General features: G+C 71.3%; 24 protein-coding genes. 19 read left to right on the top strand and 5 right to left on the bottom strand.

Annotated features, from left to right (window positions below; all coding sequences use genetic code 11):
- The first annotated feature begins 12 nt into the window (after positions 1 to 12).
- From leuC to G6031_RS05275, 3 genes are all read left to right on the top strand, one after another.
- Positions 13 to 1,479 carry a 3-isopropylmalate dehydratase large subunit gene (gene leuC / locus G6031_RS05285; protein ID WP_182652679.1) on the top strand — a complete coding sequence of 489 codons (1,467 nt, stop codon included), beginning with the start codon at positions 13 to 15 and terminating at the stop codon, positions 1,477 to 1,479.
- Positions 1,480 to 1,484: 5 nt separating this feature from the next.
- Complete coding sequence (leuD, locus tag G6031_RS05280; RefSeq protein WP_182652678.1) at positions 1,485 to 2,090, top strand: 3-isopropylmalate dehydratase small subunit; 606 nt, start codon at positions 1,485 to 1,487, stop codon at positions 2,088 to 2,090.
- A gap of 121 nt (positions 2,091 to 2,211) precedes the next feature.
- Positions 2,212 to 2,592: an HU family DNA-binding protein gene (locus G6031_RS05275; RefSeq protein WP_182634965.1), complete on the top strand. Its 381-nt coding sequence runs from the start codon at positions 2,212 to 2,214 to the stop codon at positions 2,590 to 2,592.
- A 9-nt stretch (positions 2,593 to 2,601) separates the two neighbouring features.
- On the opposite strand, the gene G6031_RS05270 is transcribed toward G6031_RS05275, so the two are convergent.
- Genes G6031_RS05270 through cofC form a run of 3 tightly spaced genes read right to left on the bottom strand, consistent with a single transcriptional unit; the run spans position 2,602 to position 6,334 of the window.
- Positions 2,602 to 3,522 (bottom strand): NUDIX domain-containing protein, encoded by a 921-nt coding sequence (locus G6031_RS05270; protein ID WP_182652677.1) that lies wholly within the window; start codon positions 3,520 to 3,522, stop codon positions 2,602 to 2,604.
- The gene (locus tag G6031_RS05265) at positions 3,519 to 5,615 is read right to left on the bottom strand and encodes an RNA degradosome polyphosphate kinase (protein ID WP_182652676.1); all 2,097 of its coding nucleotides are present in this window, start codon (positions 5,613 to 5,615) and stop codon (positions 3,519 to 3,521) included. Before G6031_RS05265 ends, G6031_RS05270 begins: the two co-directional genes overlap by 4 nt.
- Positions 5,612 to 6,334, bottom strand: coding sequence for a 2-phospho-L-lactate guanylyltransferase (gene cofC / locus G6031_RS05260; RefSeq protein WP_182652675.1), 723 nt, complete (start codon positions 6,332 to 6,334; stop codon positions 5,612 to 5,614). The genes G6031_RS05265 and cofC overlap by 4 nt, the downstream gene beginning before the upstream one ends.
- Before the next feature lie 108 nt (positions 6,335 to 6,442).
- On the opposite strand from cofC, the gene G6031_RS05255 reads away from it, so the two are divergent.
- Positions 6,443 to 7,441, top strand: coding sequence for an NAD(P)H-dependent glycerol-3-phosphate dehydrogenase (locus G6031_RS05255; protein WP_182652674.1), 999 nt, complete (start codon positions 6,443 to 6,445; stop codon positions 7,439 to 7,441).
- Positions 7,442 to 7,451: 10 nt separating this feature from the next.
- Positions 7,452 to 8,558, top strand: a complete 1,107-nt coding sequence (locus tag G6031_RS05250; RefSeq protein WP_182652673.1) for a D-alanine--D-alanine ligase — start codon at positions 7,452 to 7,454, stop codon at positions 8,556 to 8,558.
- A gap of 9 nt (positions 8,559 to 8,567) precedes the next feature.
- Here the strand turns inward: G6031_RS05250 and G6031_RS18825 are convergent, their stop codons facing one another.
- Positions 8,568 to 9,221 carry a DUF3515 family protein gene (locus G6031_RS18825; protein ID WP_182652672.1) on the bottom strand — a complete coding sequence of 218 codons (654 nt, stop codon included), beginning with the start codon at positions 9,219 to 9,221 and terminating at the stop codon, positions 8,568 to 8,570.
- Between the two features lie 112 nt (positions 9,222 to 9,333).
- On the opposite strand from G6031_RS18825, the gene thiL reads away from it, so the two are divergent.
- From thiL to G6031_RS05230, 3 genes are read left to right on the top strand one after another with little or no spacing between them, the layout of a single operon-like run.
- The gene (gene thiL / locus G6031_RS05240) at positions 9,334 to 10,320 is read left to right on the top strand and encodes a thiamine-phosphate kinase (protein ID WP_182652671.1); all 987 of its coding nucleotides are present in this window, start codon (positions 9,334 to 9,336) and stop codon (positions 10,318 to 10,320) included.
- Positions 10,321 to 10,329: 9 nt separating this feature from the next.
- The gene (locus tag G6031_RS05235; RefSeq protein WP_182652670.1) at positions 10,330 to 10,851 is read left to right on the top strand and encodes a gamma carbonic anhydrase family protein; all 522 of its coding nucleotides are present in this window, start codon (positions 10,330 to 10,332) and stop codon (positions 10,849 to 10,851) included.
- 4 nt (positions 10,852 to 10,855) lie between these two features.
- Positions 10,856 to 11,566: a uracil-DNA glycosylase gene (locus G6031_RS05230; RefSeq protein ID WP_182652669.1), complete on the top strand. Its 711-nt coding sequence runs from the start codon at positions 10,856 to 10,858 to the stop codon at positions 11,564 to 11,566.
- Between the two features lie 8 nt (positions 11,567 to 11,574).
- Here the strand turns inward: G6031_RS05230 and G6031_RS05225 are convergent, their stop codons facing one another.
- On the bottom strand, positions 11,575 to 12,369 hold the full coding sequence (locus G6031_RS05225; RefSeq protein ID WP_182652668.1) for an enoyl-CoA hydratase-related protein: 795 nt from the start codon (positions 12,367 to 12,369) through the stop codon (positions 11,575 to 11,577).
- A gap of 129 nt (positions 12,370 to 12,498) precedes the next feature.
- Between G6031_RS05225 and G6031_RS05220 the strand changes: the two genes are divergently transcribed.
- The 11 genes from G6031_RS05220 to G6031_RS05170 form a co-directional block, all read left to right on the top strand.
- Positions 12,499 to 14,214 (top strand): DAK2 domain-containing protein, encoded by a 1,716-nt coding sequence (locus G6031_RS05220; RefSeq protein ID WP_182652667.1) that lies wholly within the window; start codon positions 12,499 to 12,501, stop codon positions 14,212 to 14,214.
- A complete protein-coding gene (gene recG / locus G6031_RS05215; protein WP_182652666.1) occupies positions 14,211 to 16,487 on the top strand; it encodes an ATP-dependent DNA helicase RecG in 2,277 nt (758 codons plus the stop codon). Before G6031_RS05220 ends, recG begins: the two co-directional genes overlap by 4 nt.
- Positions 16,488 to 16,516: 29 nt before the next feature.
- Positions 16,517 to 17,104 carry a 16S rRNA (guanine(966)-N(2))-methyltransferase RsmD gene (rsmD, locus tag G6031_RS05210; RefSeq protein ID WP_182652665.1) on the top strand — a complete coding sequence of 196 codons (588 nt, stop codon included), beginning with the start codon at positions 16,517 to 16,519 and terminating at the stop codon, positions 17,102 to 17,104.
- Positions 17,101 to 17,574 carry a pantetheine-phosphate adenylyltransferase gene (gene coaD / locus G6031_RS05205; protein ID WP_182652664.1) on the top strand — a complete coding sequence of 158 codons (474 nt, stop codon included), beginning with the start codon at positions 17,101 to 17,103 and terminating at the stop codon, positions 17,572 to 17,574. The genes rsmD and coaD overlap by 4 nt, the downstream gene beginning before the upstream one ends.
- A gap of 127 nt (positions 17,575 to 17,701) precedes the next feature.
- Positions 17,702 to 18,493: a DivIVA domain-containing protein gene (locus G6031_RS05200; protein ID WP_182652663.1), complete on the top strand. Its 792-nt coding sequence runs from the start codon at positions 17,702 to 17,704 to the stop codon at positions 18,491 to 18,493.
- A gap of 24 nt (positions 18,494 to 18,517) precedes the next feature.
- On the top strand, positions 18,518 to 19,108 hold the full coding sequence (locus G6031_RS05195) for a YceD family protein (protein WP_182652662.1): 591 nt from the start codon (positions 18,518 to 18,520) through the stop codon (positions 19,106 to 19,108).
- Entirely contained in the window at positions 19,105 to 19,803 is a 699-nt protein-coding gene (gene rnc / locus G6031_RS05190) for a ribonuclease III (RefSeq protein WP_182652661.1), read from the top strand. The genes G6031_RS05195 and rnc overlap by 4 nt, the downstream gene beginning before the upstream one ends.
- A 1-nt stretch (position 19,804) precedes the next feature.
- Positions 19,805 to 20,713, top strand: a complete 909-nt coding sequence (gene mutM / locus G6031_RS05185) for a bifunctional DNA-formamidopyrimidine glycosylase/DNA-(apurinic or apyrimidinic site) lyase (RefSeq protein WP_182652660.1) — start codon at positions 19,805 to 19,807, stop codon at positions 20,711 to 20,713.
- Between the two features lie 5 nt (positions 20,714 to 20,718).
- Positions 20,719 to 21,207, top strand: coding sequence for an OsmC family protein (locus tag G6031_RS05180; RefSeq protein WP_182652659.1), 489 nt, complete (start codon positions 20,719 to 20,721; stop codon positions 21,205 to 21,207).
- Entirely contained in the window at positions 21,204 to 21,494 is a 291-nt protein-coding gene (locus G6031_RS05175) for an acylphosphatase (protein ID WP_182652658.1), read from the top strand. The genes G6031_RS05180 and G6031_RS05175 overlap by 4 nt, the downstream gene beginning before the upstream one ends.
- Positions 21,495 to 21,510: 16 nt before the next feature.
- Positions 21,511 to 22,319, top strand: an 809-nt coding sequence (locus G6031_RS05170; RefSeq protein ID WP_182652657.1) for an AAA family ATPase, incomplete at its 3' end; no start/stop codon positions are given.

Raw genomic sequence — 22,319 nt, 5'->3', positions numbered from 1 at the left:
ACTGGAGGCGTGATGAGTGTGACACCGTCCGGAGGTGCCCGGGGCCGAACCCTGGCGGAGAAGGTCTGGGACGACCACGTGGTGGTCAGGGGCGAGGGTGAGGGCGAAGCCCGTCAGCCCGACCTCATCTACATCGATCTCCACCTCATCCACGAGGTCACCAGCCCCCAGGCCTTCGACGGGCTCCGGTTGGCGGGCCGCGGCCTGCGCCGCCCGGACCTCACGCTGGCGACCGAGGACCACAACGTCCCGACCGACATCGTCGGCGGTGCCGTCAACCTCATCGCCGACCGCGTCTCGCGGACCCAGATCGAGACGCTGCGCACCAACTGCGCGGAGTTCGGGGTCCGGGCTTACCCGATGGGTGACCCCGGGCAGGGCATCGTCCACATCATCGGACCCCAGCTCGGCCTGACGCAGCCCGGCATGACCGTCGTGTGCGGGGACTCGCACACCTCGACCCACGGCGCGTTCGGCTCCATCGCGATGGGTATCGGTACGTCCGAGGTCGAGCACGTCATGGCCACCCAGACACTGTCCCTGCGGCCGTTCAGGACCATGGCCGTCACCGTCACCGGCGAGCTGCAGCCGGGGGTCTCCGCCAAGGACCTCATCCTGGCCGTCATCGCCCAGATCGGGACGGGCGGGGGTCAGGGGCACATCATCGAGTACCGCGGCGAGGCCATCGAGAAGCTCTCGATGGAGGCGCGGATGACCATCTGCAACATGAGCATCGAGGCCGGCGCCCGGGCCGGGATGATCGCCCCGGACCAGACCACCTACGAGTACCTGAAGGGGCGGCCGCACGCCCCCGCGGGCGAGGAGTGGGACGCGGCCGTCGAGTACTGGAACGGTCTGAGGACCGACGACGACGCCGCGTTCGACACCGAGGTGGTGATCGACGGCTCCGCTCTCACCCCGTTCGTGACCTGGGGGACCAACCCCGGACAGGGTGTGCCCCTCGGGTCCACCGTCCCGCACCCGGAGTCCTTCGGGGACGAGAGCGACCGTGTCGCCGCCGAGGGCGCGCTCGACTACATGGATCTCGAGGCCGGCACCCCGTTGCGCGAGGTCCCGGTGGACGTGGTCTTCGTGGGCTCCTGCACCAACGGCCGCATCGAGGACCTCCGGACCGTGGCGGAGATCATCGACGGCCGCGAGGTCGCGGACGGCGTCCGGATGTTGGTCGTCCCGGGATCGATGCAGGTGCGCCAGCTGGCCGAGGAGGAGGGCCTGGACAAGGTGTTCACCGCGTTCGGTGCCGAATGGCGTCAACCGGGGTGCTCCATGTGCCTCGGGATGAACCCGGACTCGCTCGAGCCGGGTCAGCGCTGTGCCTCGACCTCCAACCGCAACTTCGAGGGCCGCCAGGGCAAGGGCGCCCGTACCCATCTCGTCAGCCCGGCGGTCGCCGCGGCCACGGCCGTCGTCGGCCGACTGGCCTCCCCCGCCGATCTCGAGCCCGCGAAGGGGGCCTGATCATCATGGAGCCGATCACCACCCATACCGGCATCGGGGCCCCATTGCACCGGTCCAACGTGGACACCGACCAGATCATCCCCGCCGAGTACCTCAAGCGTGTCACCCGCACCGGGTTCGAGGACGGACTGTTCTCGTCCTGGCGCGCGAACGAGCCGGACTTCGTCCTCAACCGTGCCCCGTACGACCGCGCGTCCGTGCTCGTGGCGGGACCGGACTTCGGCACCGGGTCGTCGCGCGAGCACGCGGTCTGGGCCCTGAAGGACTTCGGCTTCCGCGTCGTCATCTCCTCGCGCTTCGCCGACATCTTCCGCGGCAACTCCGGCAAGTCCGGTCTGGTGGCCGCACAGGTCGAGCAGCAGAACGTCGAGCTGCTGTGGAAGATCATGGACGAGCGTCCGGGCCTCGAGTTGACCGTCGACCTGGGCACCCGGACCGTGACCGCGGGTGACGTGACGGTCCCGTTCGAGATCGACGACTACACCCGCTGGCGCCTCATGGAAGGTCTCGACGACATCGGGCTCACCCTCCGGCAGGCCGATGCGATCGCGGAGTTCGAGCAGCGCCGGCCGGCGTTCAAGCCCGTCACCACCCTGCCTGATCACGGCTGACCCGTCTGCTCGGCAGTCACGTCCGGAACGCTCCCCGTGACTGCAACGTGTGAGTATGCTTATATTCCGTATGGCGCGGTGCTCTGCCGCGTCGGTGTACTCACCCTAAGGGGGATCCCTCGTGAACAAGGCCGACCTGATCGCCGAGCTGGCGGAACGGATGGACGGAGACCATCAGCTCGCCACCGAGGCGCTGGAGAACACTCTCGACATCATCGTGCGGGCGGTGGCGGCCGGAGAGTCCATCACCATCATGGGATTCGGCATCTTCGAGAAGCGCGCGCGTGCGGCCAGGGTCGCGCGCAACCCGCACACCGGTGAGTCCATCCCGGTGCCACCCACGTACTCGCCCGCCTTCCGGCCCGGGCAGTACTTCAAATCCGTCGTCCAGGGCACCGAGACGCTCCCGGAAGGGCGACTCGCCGCAAAGCGGTCCAGTTCACACCAGTCCTTCGGCGGTGTCGGGAAGAACGGCGTGAACCACCGCGACAAGGTCAGCTGACCGTCTGCCTCACCGCACGGGGAGCGGGCTCGGGTAGTAGTCGGCGAACACCAGGGTCCCGCCGTCGAACCCCAGCCCCCAGGCTCCGGCCTTCTTGGTCGAGGTGTCTCCCACATCGATCCCGGCCAGCCCGGCCAGGTCACCCACGAGTCCGGGAATCGCGGTTCCCTGGGAACTCACCGCCGCGACCCCGTCGCCGCCGGCGATCTCGACCACGCGCTCGCGCGCGGTGACGGGATCATCCAGGTACGCCTCATCGCTCAGGACCGGCTCGACGGCGACGCCGACCCCGAGTTCGTCGGCCAGTGGACCCACGGTCTGCTCGCAACGCACCCGCGGGGCGCTGTAGAGCCTCCGGACGCCGAACGCCCTGAGCATCGGGACCAGGAGTTCGGCCTGGGTGCGTCCGGCCTTGTCGAGCGGGCGCGACGAGTCGTCACCGCTCCACTCCGAGCGGCTCCCCGCCTTGGCGTGCCGGACCAGCAGGAGAACCGAATCCACCGGTCGGGCCGCGGCGAAGCGCGTCAGGATCTTGCGGTCCAACGCGTACGAGACCAGATCCCGGGCCTCATCCACCGGGAGCCACCGGATCTCGTCGACCTCGGAATTCGGCTCGAAGCCGCCCCCGGACGCCAGAGCGGACCAGTAGGTGACCTCCTTCCGGGTGTTCTCCCTGAGCGGGTACGCGGTGGTCCCGATCCTCGACTCGAGCGCGGCGGTGAACCCCGTCTCCTCCGCGATCTCGCGCACCGCGGTGACCGGCAGTGACTCTCCGGGATCGACCTTGCCCTTGGGTAGCGACCAGTCGTCGTACCGGGGGCGGTGGACCACGGCGCAGCGGGCCGCCCCCCCGTCCATGCGGTACAGGACGGCGCCGGCCGCGGGGACCACCCGGACGCGGGTCCGGCCGCCGTACGGCTTGCTGCTCATCGGTCCCGGAACCCCGCGTGGACGGAGGCCATGCGCTCCTGGTGGTCGACCGAGTCGGGCCAGTCACCGGAGGCGGGCATCCGCGCCCACGAGGCGTCGGGTCTCAGATGGAAGCTGCGCGTGGCCGGGTCGAGGGCGGAGTCGAAGATGCGGTGGATCTGCCCCTTGAGCCGGGGGTCGGTGACGGTGGTCATCACCTCGACACGGCGGTCGAGGTTCCGGTGCATCATGTCGGCGCTGCCGATGAGCACCTCGTCAGCCCCGCGGAAGTTGAGGATCCGCGAGTGCTCGAGGAATCGGCCGAGGATCGAGCGGACGTGGATGTTCTCGCTGAGCCCGGGGACCCCGGCGCGCAGGGCGCAGATCCCTCGGACCACGATGTCCACCTGCACGCCCGCCTGGGAGGCCCGGTAGAGGGCGTCGATGATCTGTTCGTCGACCAACGCGTTGGCCTTGAGCCGGATCCCCGCCTCGCGCCCCTCGGCGGCGAAGCCGATCTCGCGGTCGATCCTCTCGATGATCCCCGAGCGGATGCCCTCGGGGGCGACGAGCAGCCGTCGGTACTTGGAGACGTTGGAGAACCCGGTGAGGTGGTTGAACAGGTCCGTCAGATCGGACACCACGTCCTCGTCCGCGGTGAACAGCCCCACGTCCTCGTACAGGCGGGCCGTCTTGGGGTTGTAGTTCCCGGTCCCGATGTGGGCGTAACGCTGCAGCCGGTCGCCCTCCTTGCGGACCACCAGGCAGGTCTTGCAGTGCGTCTTGAGTCCCAGCAGGCCGTACACCACGTGGACCCCGGCCTGCTCGAGCTCACGAGCCCAGCGGATGTTGTTCTGCTCGTCGAAGCGGGCCTTGATCTCCACCAGCGCGACGACCTGCTTGCCGGCCGCCGCGGCGTCGACGAGAGCGTTGACGATGGGGGAGTCGCCGGAGGTCCGGTACAGGGTCTGCTTGATCGCCAGCACGTTCTCGTCCGCCGCGGCCTGTTCGATGAACCGCTGGACGGTGGTCGCGAACGAGTCGTAGGGGTGCTCGACCAAGACGTCGCCCTCCTGGAGGGACGCGAAGATGTTCCGGGCGGTCTCCCGCTCACCGAATGCCGGGGGAGTGGCGGGGACCATCGCCGGATCCTTGAGGTCGGGCATGTCCAGGCCGTGGATCTGCCACAGTCCCGTCAGATCGAGCAGTCCCGAGAACCGGATCACGTCCTCGGAGTCCACGTCGAGTTCGTGCTGCAGGATCCGGAGCATCCGAGGCGTCATGTCCTCGGCGATCTCCAGACGCACGGCGGAGCCGAAGCGGCGGCGGGCGAGCTCGCGCTCGAGCGCCTGCAGCAGGTCCTCGTCACGGTCCTCCTCGACCTCCATGTCCGCGTTACGGGTCACCCGGAAGACGTGGTGTTCGACCACCTCCATGCCCTGGAACAGATCGCCGAGGTGGGCCGCGATGATCTCCTCGGCGGGTACGAACGAGTACTCGTCCTCCGCACTCCGGGCGACCCTGACGAACCGGGGCACGTTGTGGGGGATCTTGACCCGGGCGAAGTGCTCCTGCCCCGACCCGATGTCGCGGATGATCACCGCCAGGTTGAGGCTGAGCCCGGAGATGTAGGGGAAGGGATGTGCCGGGTCGACGGCGAGCGGCGTGAGGACGGGGAAGATCGAGTTCCTGAACAACTCCGCCAGGGAGAACCGCTCGTCGGCGGTGAGCTCGCCCCAGGGCAGGATCCGGATCCCGTGCAACTCGAGTTCCGGTCTGATCTCGTCGTGGAACAGCCGGGTCTGCTCGTCGCAGAGCTCGCGGGTCCGGACACTGATCCGGCCGAGCTGTTCGGCGGGCGTCTGACCGTCGGCGGACCTGACCGACAGCCCCGTCTTGTCGCGGCGCTTGAGGCCGGCCACCCGCACCATGTAGAACTCGTCCAGATTCGACGCGAAGATCGCGAGGAACTTGGCCCTCTCGAGCAACGGCAGGTCCTTCTCGCCCGCCAGGGCCAACACTCGTGCGTTGAAGTCGAGCCAGCTGAGTTCTCGGTTGAGGTAGCGGTCACGGGGTCGGGGGAGTTGCTCGAGCACGGGATCGTCTGCGGTCACCGGACCATTGTGGCCGATACCCCGGCGGAGTGAGCACGTTGAGTCACAGAGGGGGTCCTCAGGACGGCCGCGGTGGCCTCACCGACGGCCCGTCCGGTCAGTGCCCGGACATCCTCGGGGGTGTCGACGTCGCGACCGGCCGCGCCCGAGGGGTCGGCACCGTCGAGCGGGACGGCACCCCCCTCGGACAGGTGTCGGGCCGCGGAGCCGGGTCCGAACCGGGGCACGCGTGCTCCGGCGGGGCCGGTCCAGAACGCCATGGTGGTCCCGGCGCCACGATGGTCGGGGACGATCGAATGCGGGTGCCGGGAGGCGGCCGTGAGCACCCGGGCGAGTTGGCGGGCCCCGAGCTCGGGCAGATCCGCGGTCACCACGCCCACCGGGCCGGGTACGCCGTGGATCGCCCCGGTGAGCGCGGCGTTGAGCGGGTCGCCGTCCGGCCGTCCCGCGGCGTCGACCGGCTCCGGGACGATCTCGACCGGGAGGAGGCGGGCGAGCGCCGCCACGTCGGGATCCGAGGTCACCACCCGCACCCGGGAGACACCGGGCGTCGCGACGCAGGTCCGGAGCACGTCCGCGGCCATCGCGAGGGCGAGTGCCCGCCTGTCGGACGCCGGAAGAGCGCGGGCGAGGCGGCTCTTGGCACGGTCGAGGGCCTTGACGGGGACGATGATCGTCCACCCGCCGTCAGCCGCCCCGTGACCCGACACCGTATTCATCGACCGCCATCCTGCCAGCAGACCCTCGCGAGCGCGCCGGGCCGGGTAGCGTTTGCTCACGATCCACCGGCGATGGCCCGGGTGGGGGACGACGAGCCGGGAGGCGAAATGGCACGGGTCGCGGTGATGGGTGCGGGGTCGTGGGGGACCGCCGTCGGTAAGATCCTCGCGGACGCGGGGTCGGAGGTGGTCATGTGGGCCCGCCGGGACGAGGTGGCCCTCGGGATCAACGAACGGCACTGTAACGAGAAATATCTGCCGGGCATCGTCCTGCCCGCGACGGTCACCGCCTCGACGGACCCGGCCGAGGTGCTCGCGGGCTCCCACGAGGTCGTCCTGGCGGTCCCGTCGCAGAGTCTGAGGGGGAACCTGGAGCAGTGGGTCGACCTCCTCGAGTCGGATGCCGGGGTGATCTCCCTGGCGAAGGGGATCGAGACCGGGACGCTGATGCGCATCAGCGAGGTCGTCGCCGAGGTCACCGGGTTGACGGCGGACAGGATCGCCGCGTTGTCCGGACCCAACCTCGCGCGGGAGATCGCCGAGGGCCAGCCGGCGGCGACCGTGATCGCCTGTACGGACGTCGACCGGGCGGCCCGCCTGCAGGACGCGTTCGCCACCCCCTACTTCCGTCCCTACACCAACACCGATGTGGTGGGGTGCGAGATCGGTGGCTCCACCAAGAACGTCATCGCACTGGTGTGTGGGATCGCGACCGGGATGGGCCTGGGTGACAACACCATGGCCACGCTCGTCACCCGCGGGTTGGCGGAGTCGACGAGGCTCGGGGTGGCGCTCGGTGCCAACCAGATGACCTTCGCCGGACTCGCGGGGCTCGGCGACATGGTCGCCACCTGCACCTCGCCGCTGTCCCGCAACCGGACCTTCGGTGAACGGCTGGGCAAGGGCGAGACCCTGGAACAGGCGCAGGAGGCCACCAACGGACAGGTGGCGGAGGGGGTCAAGTCCTGCACGTCGATCCGTGCGCTCGCCCGACAGGTGGGCGTCGAGATGCCGCTCACCGAGGCCGTCCACGAGATCTGCCACGAGGGCGGCGACGCCGTCGAGGTGGCGGTGCGCCTCATGAGGCGGAGCACCAAGCCCGAGTAGCCTCGGCCCGGTGAATCGCATCACCGTTGCCGTCCTCTATGGCGGCCGCAGCTCGGAGCACTCCGTGAGCTGCGTGTCCGCCGGCGCCGTCATGGCACATCTCGACCGATCCGTCTACGAGGTGATCCCCGTCGGGATCACCGGATCGGGGAGGTGGACCCTGGGTCCCGACGACGTGTCGGGCCTGCGGATCGTCGACCGCGTCATGCCGGAGGTCGACCCGGGGCGACCACAGGTGGCGCTCGGACTGTCCACCGGCGACCGCGGGGTCCTGCGGTACGTGGACGGGGAACGGGCCGGTGAGCAGGCCGCCCGTGTGGACGTGGTCTTCCCCGTCATGCACGGCACCCACGCGGAGGACGGCACCGTCCAGGGGCTCCTCGAGCTCTCGGGGATCCCCTATGTGGGGCCGGGGGTGTTCGCCAGTGCGGCCGGCATGGACAAGGAGTTCACCAAGGTCGTGCTGGGTGCGGCCGGTCTGCCGATCGGTGAGCAGGCGGTGTTGCGCCCCGGGACCGCGACGCTGCCACAGGCGGAACTCGACCGCCTCGGGCTCCCGTTGTTCGTCAAGCCCGCCCGCGGTGGCTCGTCCATCGGGATCACCAAGGTCTCCCGCGCGGGAGACCTCGACGCGGCGATCGCCGAGGCCCGCCGGTTCGACCCCAAGGTGATCGTCGAGGCCGCCATCGTGGGCCGCGAGGTCGAATGTGGTGTCCTGCAGTACCCGGACGGTCGGGTGGAGGCGAGCCTGCCCGCCGAACTCCACATCCCCGGTGAGCCCACCGGTCTGGAGGGTGAGACCGAGGGTGACTCCTTCTACGACTTCGACACCAAGTACCTCGACGACGTCTGCACGTTCGACCTCCCCGCGCTGCTCCCCACCGCAGACACCGACCGATTGCGCACGCTGGCCGTCGAGGCGTTCCACGCCCTGGACGCCCGTGGACTGAGCCGGGTCGACTTCTTCGTCACCGAGCACGGACCGGTGATCAACGAGGTCAACACCATGCCGGGGTTCACCCCGATCTCGATGTACCCGCAGATGTGGGCGGCTTCCGGCGTGGACTACCGGACCCTGCTCGACACTCTCGTGCGGACCGCGCTCGCCGGCTGCTGACCCCGGGGGTCACCCGATCGGAGCGGGCCGCGGTTCGACGGCCTCGAGACCGGCGGAGAGGGCGTCCGAGAGATCCTGGATCGGACCCGTACCGCCGGTCGCGGGGAGGGTGACCGCGATGTACTCCGGTCGGTCGACGGCGACCCAGGTGGACGACGTCACGGCGGGGTCCGGGTCCGGTTCGTTGAACCACTGGACGCCGTTGACCTCCTGGAGCGACACCCCGACGGTGAAGGTCGGCGGGGCGGGGAGGCCGCAGCGGACGACGACGGTCTGGGCGTCGGGCAGCCGGTACGCCGCGGCACCCGGCGGGGCGGGCTCGACGAACGCGACCCGGTTCGCCTCACCGAGGGTGTCCGGGAGGGACTCGACCAGCGACAGGCACACCTCGGAATCGGCTCCGGGGGCCGGGATGGTCACCGCGGTCACGGGCTCGCTCGCGGCGGACTCGGCCGCCTCGTCGCGGACGTCCCGCACCAGGACGAGCACCACGGCGAGCAGCACCAGCGGGATGAGTACCGCCGCGATCACCACGAGGGGCGAGACCGGCGGTCGGTGGCCGCCATCGGATGACCGGCCGTCGGATGATCGGACGTCGGGAGTCCGCGGCCCCGAGCCGCCCGCGTCGTGACCGTCGCCCGGGACCGTGTCCGTGCTGCCCACCTCGAGTGGTCCTCTCTCCCGCGGTCGGCCGCCCGGGGTGGCGGCCGCTAGCCTGTCGGCAACGCTACAGCCACCCGCCGGTCCTCCCGGCGCCTGACCTCCGAGGACGCCGATGAGCCCTGCGACCGAACGGCCACCGACCGTCGCGGAGGTGGGGGAGGCCGGGGTGCTGGCGGTGTTGAGCGGTCCGGGGGACGCCCACTCCGGCGACCCGGTGGGCAACGGGGACGACGCCGCCGTCCTCGGTCCGGCCGCGGCGACGGTGGTGACGACAGACATGCTGGTCGAGGGGACCCACTTCCGCCTGGACCTGACCACCTGGAGGGACATCGGTCGCCGCGCCGTCGCACAGAACGTCTCCGACGTCCTGGCCATGGGCGCCGACTGCTCCCGCGTCCTCGTGGCCCTGGCGGTGCCCGGGGAGACGACGATGGAGCAGATCGGAGAGCTGGCCGCCGGGATCCACGGAGAGGCCGCGCGATCCGGTGCCGTGGTGGTGGGCGGTGATCTCACCAGCGCTCACCTCGTCGTCGTCAGTGTCACCGCGATGGGCACCCTCCCGGACGGCGCGCGCCCCCTGCGGATCGACGGCGCCGCCCCCGGCGACCGGGTGGCGCTCACCGGTGAACCCGGTCGCTCCGCGGCGGGGTTGGCACTGCTGCTGGCGGGCCACACCGAGGGCCCCCTGCAGCAGGCCCACCGGGTCCCCGTACCCCCGATCGGGTCCGGGAGGGCGGCCAGACTCGCCGGCGCCAGCGCACTCACCGATGTCAGCGACGGCCTGATGCGCGACCTGTCGGGATTGGCGCGGGCCTCCGGCGTCGCGGCGGACCTCGTCGTCGACGCGCTTCCCGTCGACCCCCGCCTGGGAGAGGCCGCCGCGGTCCTGGGTCTCCCGGATCCGGAGGCGCAGATCGCGGACTGGATCCTCGACGGCGGCGAGGACCACGGTCTGCTGGGCACCTTCCCGCCCGGGACCACCGTCCCCCCGGGTTTCACCGTGATCGGGACGATCCACGAGGGAGACCCCGGAGCGATCTCCCTCGACGGCCACCCGCGGACCCCCGGGGGCTGGGACTCGGCACGGGGCGCGAACTAGTCTGGCGGCATGGCTGTCTACGCACTCGGAGACCTCGAACCCGACATCGCCCCCGACGCCTGGGTGCACCCCGACGCCGTGGTGATCGGCCGCGTCCGCCTGGGACCGGGCGTGTCCGTGTGGCCGACCGCGGTCCTCCGCGGTGACTACGGGCGCATCGAGGTCGGCGCCATGACCAATATCCAGGACGGCACGATCGTCCACTGCACGGAGTCGGAACCGACGGTGTTCGGGGAGCACTGCATCGTGGGACACAACGCGCACATCGAGGGGGCGACCGTCGGGGACGGAGCCCTGATCTCCTCCGGCTCGATCGTGCTCAACGGCGCCGTGATCGGTGCCGGAGCGGTCGTCGCCGCCGGGTGTCTTATCCCGCCACGGTTCGACCTCCCCGCCGCGCGCATGGCGATGGGAGCCCCCGCGAGGATCCGCGAGGGCTACGAGGTGGACCCGGCGATGCTCGAGGGGAACACGCAGAAGTATCACGACAACGCGATGCGGTACCGCTCCGAGCTCCGACGGATCGACTGACCGGGTGGTGGGCGACCAGTCGGCTCGGCCTCCGCTGGGGGAGGTCGTCGACCCGGGGTGGGCGGGTGCGCTGGCGCCGGTGGAGGACCGCATCCACCGGATGGGCGACTTCCTCCGCGCGGAGGACTCCGCGGGCCGCGGATACCTCCCGGAGGGGGACCGGATCCTGCGCGCGTTCACCCAGCCGTTCGACGACGTCCGCGTGCTGATCGTGGGCCAGGATCCGTATCCGACGCCCGGGCACGCCGTCGGCCTGAGCTTCGCCGTGGACGGACACGTCCGCCCCCTGCCGAGGAGCCTGGTCAACATCTACCGCGAGTACTCGGACGACCTGGGACTGCCGGCGCCCCGGCACGGCGACCTGAGCTCCTGGGCCGGGAGCGGGATCCTCCTGCTCAACCGGGTCCTCACGGTGACGCCGGGGCAGCCGACCTCCCACCGGGGGAAGGGATGGGAGGAGGTCACCGGGCGCGCGATCGAGGCACTGGTGGAGCGTGGCCGTCCGCTGGTGGCGATTCTCTGGGGGCGCCAGGCGCAGTCCCTGGCGCCGATGCTCGGGGACACCCCGGTCATCGCCTCCGCGCACCCCTCGCCACTGTCGGCCTCACGCGGGTTCTTCGGTTCCCGACCGTTCAGCCGCGCGGACGACGAGCTGCGCCGGCTCGGCGTGGACGGCGTCGACTGGCGACTGCCGGACCTGGCGGAGCAGACGTAGAGCCGGTCTCAGGCCCCACCGAAGCGCGGGGCGCGCTTGGCGACGAACGCATCCACTCCCTCGATCCCGTCGGGCGACACCGCCAGCGCCGCGATGGAGTCCCGCTCGGCGTCGAGTTGCTGCGCGAGAGTCCTCTCGCCGGACCGTCGCAGCAGCTCCTTGGTGGCGGCATAGGAGGCACGCGGGCCCGCCGCGAGACGGACCGCCAGCTCACGAGCCGTGGTGGAGACGTCCTCTTCGGTGAAGGTGGTGAGCAGTCCGATCCCGTAGGCCCGCGCCCCGTCCACCGGCTCGTTGCCCAGGATGAACGCCCGGGCCGCCGCGGGCCCGATCGCCCGGGGCAGCCGCCAGGACATCCCACCGTCCGGCGACAGGCCGATTCCCGGGTAGGCCGCGAGCAGGCGGGTGTCCGGGCCCCCGACGGAGAAGTCGGCGGCCAACGCGAGGGAGAGTCCGGCCCCCGCGGCCCAGCCGGCCACCGCGGCCACCACCGGCACAGGTGCCTCCTCCAGTTGCCTGACCACCCCGTGCAACCGGTCGGCCAGTTCGCGGACGTGCTCCGAGCGGTCCTCGGCCGCGGCGAAACCGGGCACGTTCCCCCCCGCGCAGAAGTTCCTGCCCAGGCCCACCAGGAGGATCGCGCCGGCGTCGATCTCGCCGGCGAGGAGAGCGGCCAATGCGGTGCCGGCCTGGGTGACGGCGTCGGAGTCCAGCGAGTTCCCCCTGCCCTCGAGGGAGATGGGGATGGTGAGCACACCGTCCTCGAGGGTGACGAGGGGCGTGGCGGTCAGGGCAGAGGTCATCTGGACTCCAGGGAGTGGTACGGGCCGTCTCGGCCTGTTCGACGGCTGTCGCAAGGTGAGGGTACTAGGCTTGGCCGCGCCGACCGACGGAGTCGGACCATTGGGGTGAACGGACGCCGAGGAGGGGTGATGGCACAGGAGTCGACGAGTGTCGAGGAACGTCCGTCATCACTGGACGCCCACGGGCTGCTGGGGTGGGCGCGTCGGTGTGTGGAACATCTGGCGACCCACCGCGAGGAGATCAACGCCCTCAACGTCTTCCCGGTGCCGGACTCCGACACCGGGACCAATCTGCTCTACACGATGAGAGCCGCGGTCGACAGGGCCGAGGGTGAGGAGGCGTGGATCTCCGAGGGCGGGGGTAGTGCCGGCGCCCGCGAGATCGCCGTGGCGCTCGGTCACGGGGCCGTCCACGGTGCGCGGGGCAACTCCGGCGTCATCCTGTCCCAGGTGCTCCGGGCGGTCGGCGAGGCGGCGACCTTCACGGTCGTCGACGCCTCCACCTACCGTCGGGCGCTCCGGACGGCGGTCACCCTCGTCGACCACGCGCTCAGCGATCCGGTCGAGGGCACCATCGTGACCGTGCTGCGGGAGGCTGCCGGGGGCGCGGGTAGGTCGTCGGCCACGTCGCTCGTCGAGGTGGCGCGTGCGGCCGCGGACGCGGGGGCGGAGGCCCTCGACCGCACCACGTCCCAGCTGCCCGCGCTGGCCCGGGCGGGGGTCGTGGACGCGGGTGGCAGAGGCCTGCTGGTGTTGCTGGACACCATGGTCGAGGTGCTCGGGGGACAGGCGCCGGAGCGGCCGGACTACTTCGTCCCCGAGGACCCGTTCACCGAACCGTCCGCGCAGTGTGACGGCACCGACGGTGGTCCCCCGGAGTCCTCTGCCAACACCCGGTACGAGGTCATGTACTCCCTGACCCATTCGGACGACGCGCGTGCCGACGAGCTCAGGTCCGCGCTCCGGACCCTGGGCGACAGCGTGGTGGTCGTGGGCGACGGCGGGACGGGGGACAACGCCCGTTGGGCGGTACACGTCCACACCGACGACATCGGAACGGCGGTCGAGGTCGCGCTCTCCCTCGGCCGGGTCACCGAGATCCGTGTGACGGACATGTTGGACCCGGTGGGCGGGAACCCGCCGACCGGGCACCGTCGACGGGACGGGTCCGGGGAGGGTGCGGACCGGACCGGACGCGACCCCGAGCGGACGGTGGTGGCGATCGTCCCCGACGGGCCACTGGCCGAGCTGTTCTCCGGCGCGGGGGCGCGGACGGTCGATCCGGACGAGGGCGGGGTGATCGACGCGGTCATGGCCCTGTCCGCGGACGAGTTGCTGGTGCTGCCCAACGGTGAGCTGTCCAGGGCACAGATCGGTGCGCTCGACGCCGCGCTGCGCGACGTCGACGGCAACGCCCTCATCCTCCCGACGGGATCGGTCGTCCAGGGGTTGTCCGCGCTGGCCGTCCACGACCCCTCGACCACGCTGTCCCTGGACGGGTTCGGGATGGCGGACGCGGCTGCGGCCACCCGGCACGCGCATCTGGTGCGGGCCGAACACGACGCGCTCACCCTGGTGGGTCGTTGCGCCGCCGGGGACCTCCTCGGCATGGTCGGCCACGACGTCGCCCTCATCGAGACGGACCCGGTGGACGCGGTGTGCGCGCTCGCGGACCGGTTGCTCTCCTCGGGCGGTGAGCTCGTGACCCTGCTGCTCGGCGCCGACTACGACGACGCCGCGACGGAGGAGGCGCTGACCCGGATCCGCGACGGTCACCCCGACGTGGAGGTCGCCGGGTACGCGGCCGGACCGGGCCGGGTGCTCGCGCACGTCGGGGTCGAATGACCGCGTTCGCCACCACGGACACTCCGCTGTCGGAGGTCCTCGACGCCGGACTGGCCGAGAGGATCACCACGGCCTTCGGTCACCGGACGGTCGGCGACCTGCTCCACACCCTGCCCCGCCGCTACCGCCAGCACGGGCAGCGCTACGACCGGCGGGAGCTCGTCGACGGCGAGCGGGTGACGATCATCGGGACCGTCGCCACAGCCGCGACCCGTACCTACACCACCAAGCAGGGCCAGCCGCGGGAGATGCTCACGCTCACCGTGAAGGACGAGGACACCACGTTCAAGGTGGTCTACTTCGCCGGCCGCAGGATCAAGTTCATGCTCCCGGTGGGCACGGTGGCGATGTTCGACGGGACCGTGTCGCGGTTCCGTCAGTCCCTGGATCTCAAGCACCCCGAGTTCCTGGTCCTCCGATCGGTCGCCGGTCCCGGCGGCCAGCTCAAGGGCTCGGGAGACCTCGCCGCGCTCGCGCGCCTCTCGGCGGAGATCGACGCCGAGGGTGGCCCGAGCCTGTTCGACCGCCCGCTCCTGCCCATCTACTCGGCCAAGGAGAGTGTGACCTCGTGGGACCTGCTCGGCGCGGTCGTCACCGCGATCCGCGCCCTGGTCCCCGTGGTGGACCCCCTCGACGACGCGGTCCTGGCGGCGGCGGGGTTGATGGCTCTCGACGAGGCGCTGCGCAAGGCCCACCTGCCGGGATGCGTCGAGGACGCGGACAGAGCCGGCTACCGGCTCCGGTTCGACGAGGCGATCGCGCTGCAGTTGCTCCTCGGGGCCCGGCGCCGCTTCGTCGCCCGTGACCCGGCGCCGGCCAGCCCGGTTCGCGGCGATGGTGTCCGTGCCGCGATGGAGGCGCGGATGCCGTTCGAGCTCACCGCCGGGCAGCAGACCGTACTCGAGGAGATCTCGGCGGACCTGACGCTCGACGAACCGATGAACCGCCTGCTCCAGGGTGAGGTCGGCTCCGGGAAGACGGTCGTCGGACTGCTCGCGATGCTCCAGGTGGTCGATGCCGGGCGCCAGTGCGTGATGCTGGCGCCCACCGAGGTCCTGGCCACCCAACACCACCGCTCGCTGACGGCCATGCTCGGTGATCTGGGGGAGCGGGGCCGACTCGGTGCCGCGGACCAGGCCACCCGGGTGGTGCTGCTGACCGGGTCCATGTCCACCGCGGAGCGGCGGGCGGCCCTGCTCGACATCGTCACAGGTGAGGCCGGGATCGTCGTGGGCACGCACGCGCTCATCCAGGACTCCGTCGACTTCTTCGACCTGGGGTTGGTCGTGGTCGACGAACAACACCGCTTCGGGGTCCGTCAGCGTGACCGGCTCCGCGCCAAGGGGCGGGACGGGATGGTCCCGCACCTGTTGGTGATGACGGCGACGCCGATCCCCCGCACCATCGCGATGACGGTGTTCGGCGACCTGGAGGTCTCCGAGCTGGGCGAGCTGCCCGGTGGCCGCAGACCCATCTCGACCTCCGTCGTGCCGGCCCGGGACAGGCCGAGATGGGTGGAGCGGACCTGGGAGCGGGTGCGGGAGGAGGTCGGGGCGGGTCACCGCGCGTACGTCGTGTGCGCGCGGATCGACGCCGACACCACCGACGCCCCGGACGGGGCCACGAAGGGAGGGGACGACGACAGGGGCGGCGACAGGCCCCCGCTGGTCGCGGCCGTGGAGCTCCACCAGTACCTGTCCACCGGGCCTCTCACAGGGCTCCGCATCGGCCTCATGCACGGTCGGCTTCCTCCCGAGGAGAAGGACGCGACCATGACCGCGTTCGCCACCGGCGATCTCGACGTGCTGGTGTCGACGACCGTGATCGAGGTCGGGGTCGACGTACCGGAGGCCACCGTGATGGTGGTGATGGACGCCGACCGGTTCGGGGTGAGCCAGCTCCACCAGCTCCGGGGACGAGTGGGTCGGGGTGGCCTGCCCGGGCTCTGCCTGCTCGTGACCAATTCCCGCGAGGGGGGCAAGGCGATGGAACGTCTGAACGCCGTGGCCGCCACCACCGACGGGTTCCTGCTGGCGCAGCTCGACCTGGTCCAACGCCGCGAGGGCGACGTCCTCGGAGACGCCCAGTCGGGTGCACTTGCCTCGCTGCGGTTGTTGTCCGTCGTCGAGGACGGCGAGGTCATCGAGATCGCACGCCGGCACGCCGAGGAGATCCTCGACTCCGACCCCGGGCTCGACACCCACCCGGCGTTGGCCGAGCGGGTCCGCCGACTGTCCGGTTCGGACGAGTCGGATTACCTGTTCAAGTACTGACCACCACCATCTCGACCATCAGGGGAGCCATGACCCGCATCATCTCGGGCCGCCTGCGCGGGCGGTCGATCACCGTGCCGCCCTCGGGGACCCGGCCCACCACCGACCGCGTCCGCGAGGCCCTGTTCAGCGCGATCGTCAGCCGGATGGATCTGGACGGTGCCGCGGTCCTGGACCTGTTCGCGGGATCCGGCGCCCTCGGGTTGGAGGCGGTCTCCCGGGGCGCCGACGTGGTGTGGTTCGTGGAGGACAACCCCCGCGCGGTCGCGAGCATCCGCGCGAACACGGCGGGTCTGTCGTCGTCGTTCCCGTCGGTCCGCCCTACCGTGAGGCGGGCGGCGCTGCCCGCCGCCGTCGCCGGGCCGTGTCCGGTGGCCGGGGGGTTCGACCTCGTCCTCGCAGACCCGCCGTACGAGAAGTCCGGGGAGCTCGACGCCCCCGTCCTCGAGGCGTTGTCGGCGGGAGGCTGGCTGGCCGGGGACGCCCTCGTGGTGTGGGAGAGGTCCCGACGGGACCCGGCCGTGCGATGGCCCGACGGATACGAGGTGGAGTTCGAACGGACCTACGGGGAGACCGCCGTCGAGATCGCCCGGCCGGTTGATACGGTCGCCCGATGACCACCGTCGTGTGCCCAGGCTCGTTCGACCCGGTGACCCTCGGGCACCTCGACATCATCCGGAGGTCGGCGCAGCTGTTCGACGACGTGATCGTGTGCGTCGTGGCCAACCCCAACAAGCAGGGGACGTTCACCATCGACGAGCGGAAGGCGCTCATCGAGGAGGTCTGCGCCGACCTCCCCGGGGTCCGCGTCGACAGCTTCTACGGGTTGCTCGTCGACTACTGCCGCGAGCAGGGCGCCACGGCCGTGATCAAGGGCCTGCGCGACTCGACCGACTACGACTACGAACTGCCGATGGCCCACATGAACAGGTCGATCGCGGGGGTGGACACCGTGTTCCTGCCTACCCGGGCGGACCTGGCCTTCGTGTCCTCGTCGCTGTGCCGCGAGGTCACCAGACTGGGCGGGGACGTCTCGCATCTCCTGCCGGATCCCGTCGCACGGGCCCTGAAGGACCGGCTGGGCTGAGCGGTGGGGCCGGGCGGCGAGCCCCTGCGCCCCGGACCACCGGACACACCGCCGCCGCACCCGCACCGGGACCCGGCTTGCGGGCACACTGGTGTGGCAAGAGTGACGATCCGGTGAAGGGACGAGCGTGTACCGAGTGTTCCAGGCCCTCGACGAGCTGAACGCGATGATCGAGGATGCCCGCAGTCTGCCCATGACCGCGAACTGCGTGGTGCCCCGGCACGAGTCGCTGCTGTTGCTCGACGACATCCGTGACTCCTTCCCAGGTGAGCTCGACGACGCCCAGGACGTGCTGGACCAGCGTGACAGCGTGCTCGCGGAAGCCGACGCGACCGCCCGGGACACCGTGTCCGCCGCGGATGCCGAGGCGGATCGCACGCTGCGCGAGGCCCGGGCGGACGCCGACGCGATGCTCGCCGACGCCAAGGCACGGGCCGATCGCATGGTCGCCGAGGCCACGGCCCACGCCGACGGCCTGGTGGGCGACGCCCGCGCGGAATCCGCCGATCTGCTCGACCGGTCCCGCCGCGAGGCCGAGTCGACCACCGCCCGGGCCCGTGCCGAGTCCGACCGGCTGGTGGAACAGGCCAACATCATCTACGACCGCACCATCACCGAGGCCCGCCAGGAGCAGCAGCGGATGCTGTCGGAGTCCGAGGTCGTCCGGATCGCCGACGAGGAGGCCAGCCGGATCCGGGACGCCGCGCACGCGGAGAGCGACCGTCGGCGCGAGGAGTGCGACGCCTACATCGACGACAAGATGGCGCGGTTCGAGGAGTTCCTCGGCTCGACCATCCGTACCGTGTCCCGCGGGCGCGAGGAGCTCCACGGCGTCACCCCGGGCGGGCGGCGTGAGGCCCCCGGCCGCCGCGGGGCGCGCGAGGGCGATCACTACGGCGACGGGTACGGGGACTACTGATCGGAGACGGGTAGTCTGCTGGGCGTGTCCACCACCTCCCGCAAGCGACGCCAAGGCCGCCCGGCCGCCGATTCCCTCGTCCTCGACACCCGCAGCATCACCCGGTCCCCGGGGGCGATGACGCAGGTCCAGCGTGCCGCGATGCTGCCGTCGGACATCGGGGTCGAGCTGATCCGGATCCCCCAGGGGGCCGAGGTCGACCTGGATCTGGCCCTGACCTTCGTCGAGGAAGGGGTGTTGGTGACCGGCACCGTCGCCGGGCGGGCCTCCGTGGAATGTGCGCGGTGTCTCGGCGAGTTCACCAGCGAGGTCTCCGTGGATCTGACGGAGATGTACGCCGTCGAGGGCACGGCCGCGGCGGACGGCGCGGAGCAGGACGAGGTGCGCCTGCTCGACGGAGACCTGCTGGACCTGGAACCCGCCCTGGTCGACGCCTTCGGTCTCGAGTTCCCGATGTCGCCCACGTGCACGGACTACGGTCTCAGCGACTGCGTCAACCCCGACACCCCCGCGCCGGACGGGGTCTCGGGCAGCACCGAGGGACGCATCGATCCCCGCTGGGCCGGCCTGGCGGAGAAGTTCGCGGACCCCGGGACCGACGAGGGGGCCGGGTGACGGACCCCTCCCCGGAGCTCGGCGCGGTCCTGGGTGTGCAGCTCCCCGCGGAGCTGGCCGCACAGGCGCTGACCCACAGGTCGTACGCCTACGAGCACGGGGGCCTACCCCACAACGAGCGGCTCGAGTTCCTCGGCGACGCCGTGTTGGAACTCGTCGTGACCGAACACCTCTACACCGCGTACCCGGACCGCCCGGAGGGCGACCTCGCGAAGATCCGGGCGAGCCTGGTCAACACCTACGTCCTGGCCGATATCGCCCGCGAGATGGGCCCCGACGGGCTCGGTGCGCTCCTCCGCCTCGGCAGGGGAGAGGAACTCACCGGCGGGCGGGACAAGCACTCGATCCTGGCGGACACCCTGGAGGCCGTGTTCGGTGCCGTCTACCTGACCCATGGCCTGGAGGTCGCGCGGGGGATCGTCGAGGGGATCATCGGTGAGCGGCTGCGGGTGGTGCCCACCCTGGGAGCGGCGCTGGACTGGAAGACCAGCCTCCAGGAGAAGTGTTCGGCCCTCGGCCGGCCCAAGGCCCGGTACGACATCACCTCCACCGGGCCGGACCACGACAAGACCTTCGCCGCGGTGGCCCTGGTCGGAGACGATCCACTGGGGGAGGGCGTCGGCCGGACCAAGAAGGAGGCCGAGCAGAAGGCCGCCGAGCAGGCCTGGGCCGCCCTGGACCGGGCCACGGGCTGACATGCCGGAACTCCCCGAGGTCGAGGTGGTGCGACGCGGTCTCGAGTCCCACGTGGTGGGGCGTCGGATACTCGACGTCGACGTGACCGGGGCCCGCACGGCCCGCCGCCAGCCCGGCGGTCCGGCGGAGATCGTCGCCCGATTGCGAGATCGGGTGGTGACCGGTGCCGGCCGGCGGGGCAAGTACCTGTGGTTGACCCTGGACGGTGAGCACTCCGCCGGCGCCGACTGCCTGTTGGTCCACCTCGGGATGAGCGGCCAGATGCTGGTCACGACCTCCGACGCTCCGCAGGTACGACACCTCCACGCCCGCGCCCTGCTCGACGACGGCAGGGAGCTGCGGTTCGTCGACCAGAGGACGTTCGGCGGGTGGACCGTCGTCCCACTGGCCGAGGCCGCCGACGGCACCCGGGTGCTCCTGCCCGCGCCGGCCGCGCACGTGGCCGCCGACCCGTTCGAGCCCGGATTCGACGAGCAGGCCACGGCGCGGACGATCCGCCGCCGGGACACCGAGATCAAACGACTCCTGCTGGACCAGACCGTGGTGTCCGGCATCGGCAACATCTACGCGGACGAGGCACTGTGGCGTTCCGGTGTCCACGGCCGCCGGCGCGCGGGGGCCTTGACGCTGGCCACCGTCCGCGGGGTGCTCGGCCACGCCCGTGACGTGATGTCGGACGCGTTGGCCGCCGGGGGCACCTCCTTCGACGCCCTGTACGTCAACGTCAACGGCGCCTCGGGCTACTTCGACAGATCCCTCGACGTGTACGGGCGGGCGGGGCGTCCCTGTGCGAGGTGCGGGACGCCGGTGGTCCGCGAGGACTTCATGAACCGGGGCTCCCACTTCTGCCCCGCCTGCCAGGCGGCGCCCCGCCGTGGCGGGGCGCGCCGGACCCGCTCCGTACGATGACCGTCATGACGATGACCGGTAAGGACGACACCTCACAGAACCCACCGGCCGCCACCGAGCTCCGGGTGGAGCGGGCCGGGACCCGGAGGTACGTCGGGCACTCGACGCGGGGCGCGCGGGTCGAGATCGGGTCGGCGGACGTCGAGGGCGTGTTCACCCCGGGTGAACTGCTCAAGATCGCCCTGGCGTCGTGCACCGCGATGGCCTCGGACTTCACCGTCTCCCGCCGACTCGGCGACGACTACGCCGCGACCGTCCACGTCTCCGGGGACGCCGACCGCGAGGCCGAGCGGTACCCGCGGTTGGAGGAGACCTACGAGCTCGACCTCTCCGGGCTCGACCAGGTCATGCGGGACAGGCTGCTGGACATGATCCGGCGCTCGGTGGACTCCGCGTGCACGGTCGGCCGGACGCTGGCGGCGGGGTCCGAGATCGGGTTGGGTTTCGAGACCGGACGAGGGCCGGGCGCGTCAGCAGTGGACGCCCCGCGATGAGCGGACGGGATCCGGACCCGGTCCGGCTGGTGGCCTGGGTCCACGGGCGGGTCCAGGGCGTGGGGTTCCGGTGGTGGACCCGGTCCAGGGCACTCGAGTTGGGCCTCGTCGGGTACGCCGCCAACAAGACCGACGGCCGGGTACACGTGGTGGCGGAAGGACCGGAGCCCGCGTGTCGGGCCCTGGTGGAACTCCTGCGCGGCCCCGGGACCCCCGGCCACGTGGACCTCGTGGTGGACGCCTGGGAGCCGGCGCGCGGTGACCTGACGGGATTCGTCGAGCGCTGACCTAGGATCGACACCCGTGTACCTCAAATCGTTGACGCTCAAGGGCTTCAAGTCCTTCGCGGCACCGACGACGCTGAGGTTCGAGCCCGGCATCTGCTGCGTGGTCGGTCCCAACGGTTCCGGTAAGTCCAACGTCGTCGACGCGCTGACCTGGGTGATGGGGGAGCACAGCGCCAAGTCGCTGCGCGGCGGCAAGATGCAGGACGTGATCTTCGCGGGGACCGCGGGGAAGGCGCCGCTCGGCCGCGCGGAGGTGACGCTCACCCTCGACAACTCGGACGGCACGCTGCCGATCGACTACGCCGAGGTCTCGCTGACCCGGCGGATGTTCCGCGATGGTGCGGCGGAGTACGAGATCAACGGGGACCGCGCCCGCCTGATGGACGTCCAGGAGCTGCTCTCGGATTCGGGCATCGGGCGCGAGATGCACGTGATCGTGGGCCAGGGCAAACTCGCCGAGATCCTCGAGTCCAAACCCGAGGAGCGTCGCGCCTTCATCGAGGAGGCCGCCGGCATCCTCAAGCACCGTCGTCGCAAGGAGAAGGCGCAGCGCAAGCTCGCCGGGATGCAGGGCAACCTCGACCGGCTGAGTGACCTGACCGGCGAACTGCGCCGCCAGCTCAAGCCCCTCGGTCGTCAGGCCGAGGTGGCGCGCCGTGCCCAGTCCGTCCAGGCCGACCTCCGCGACGCGACCTTCCGGTTGGCCGCCGACGACCTGGTGACCCGACGCGCCGAGCTGGCGGACGCGGAGAGCGTCCGTGCCCGGCTCGCCGAGCAGGTGTCCGAGGCCGTGGACCGGCGGGACGAGCTGGCCCGGTCGGTCGC

The organism is Dietzia sp. CQ4, assembly GCF_014145125.1.
GTDB classification, from domain to species: domain Bacteria; phylum Actinomycetota; class Actinomycetes; order Mycobacteriales; family Mycobacteriaceae; genus Dietzia; species Dietzia natronolimnaea.
The sequence above is the reverse complement of the archived record's forward strand: the minus strand, read 5'-3'. Positions and strand labels throughout refer to the sequence as shown.

Coding starts and splice junctions, on each gene's coding strand:
- coaD (WP_182652664.1), top strand. CDS start 17,101: ATGACCACCGTCGTGTGCCCAGGCTCGTTCGACCCGGTGACCCTCGGG.
- leuD (WP_182652678.1), top strand. CDS start 1,485: ATGGAGCCGATCACCACCCATACCGGCATCGGGGCCCCATTGCACCGG.
- G6031_RS05255 (WP_182652674.1), top strand. CDS start 6,443: ATGGCACGGGTCGCGGTGATGGGTGCGGGGTCGTGGGGGACCGCCGTC.
- G6031_RS05235 (WP_182652670.1), top strand. CDS start 10,330: ATGGCTGTCTACGCACTCGGAGACCTCGAACCCGACATCGCCCCCGAC.
- recG (WP_182652666.1), top strand. CDS start 14,211: ATGACCGCGTTCGCCACCACGGACACTCCGCTGTCGGAGGTCCTCGAC.
- thiL (WP_182652671.1), top strand. CDS start 9,334: ATGAGCCCTGCGACCGAACGGCCACCGACCGTCGCGGAGGTGGGGGAG.
- rsmD (WP_182652665.1), top strand. CDS start 16,517: ATGACCCGCATCATCTCGGGCCGCCTGCGCGGGCGGTCGATCACCGTG.
- leuC (WP_182652679.1), top strand. CDS start 13: ATGAGTGTGACACCGTCCGGAGGTGCCCGGGGCCGAACCCTGGCGGAG.
- G6031_RS05225 (WP_182652668.1), bottom strand. CDS start 12,369: ATGACCTCTGCCCTGACCGCCACGCCCCTCGTCACCCTCGAGGACGGT.
- cofC (WP_182652675.1), bottom strand. CDS start 6,334: ATGAATACGGTGTCGGGTCACGGGGCGGCTGACGGCGGGTGGACGATC.
- G6031_RS05175 (WP_182652658.1), top strand. CDS start 21,204: ATGAGCGGACGGGATCCGGACCCGGTCCGGCTGGTGGCCTGGGTCCAC.
- G6031_RS05270 (WP_182652677.1), bottom strand. CDS start 3,522: ATGAGCAGCAAGCCGTACGGCGGCCGGACCCGCGTCCGGGTGGTCCCC.
- mutM (WP_182652660.1), top strand. CDS start 19,805: ATGCCGGAACTCCCCGAGGTCGAGGTGGTGCGACGCGGTCTCGAGTCC.
- G6031_RS05220 (WP_182652667.1), top strand. CDS start 12,499: ATGGCACAGGAGTCGACGAGTGTCGAGGAACGTCCGTCATCACTGGAC.
- G6031_RS05180 (WP_182652659.1), top strand. CDS start 20,719: ATGACGATGACCGGTAAGGACGACACCTCACAGAACCCACCGGCCGCC.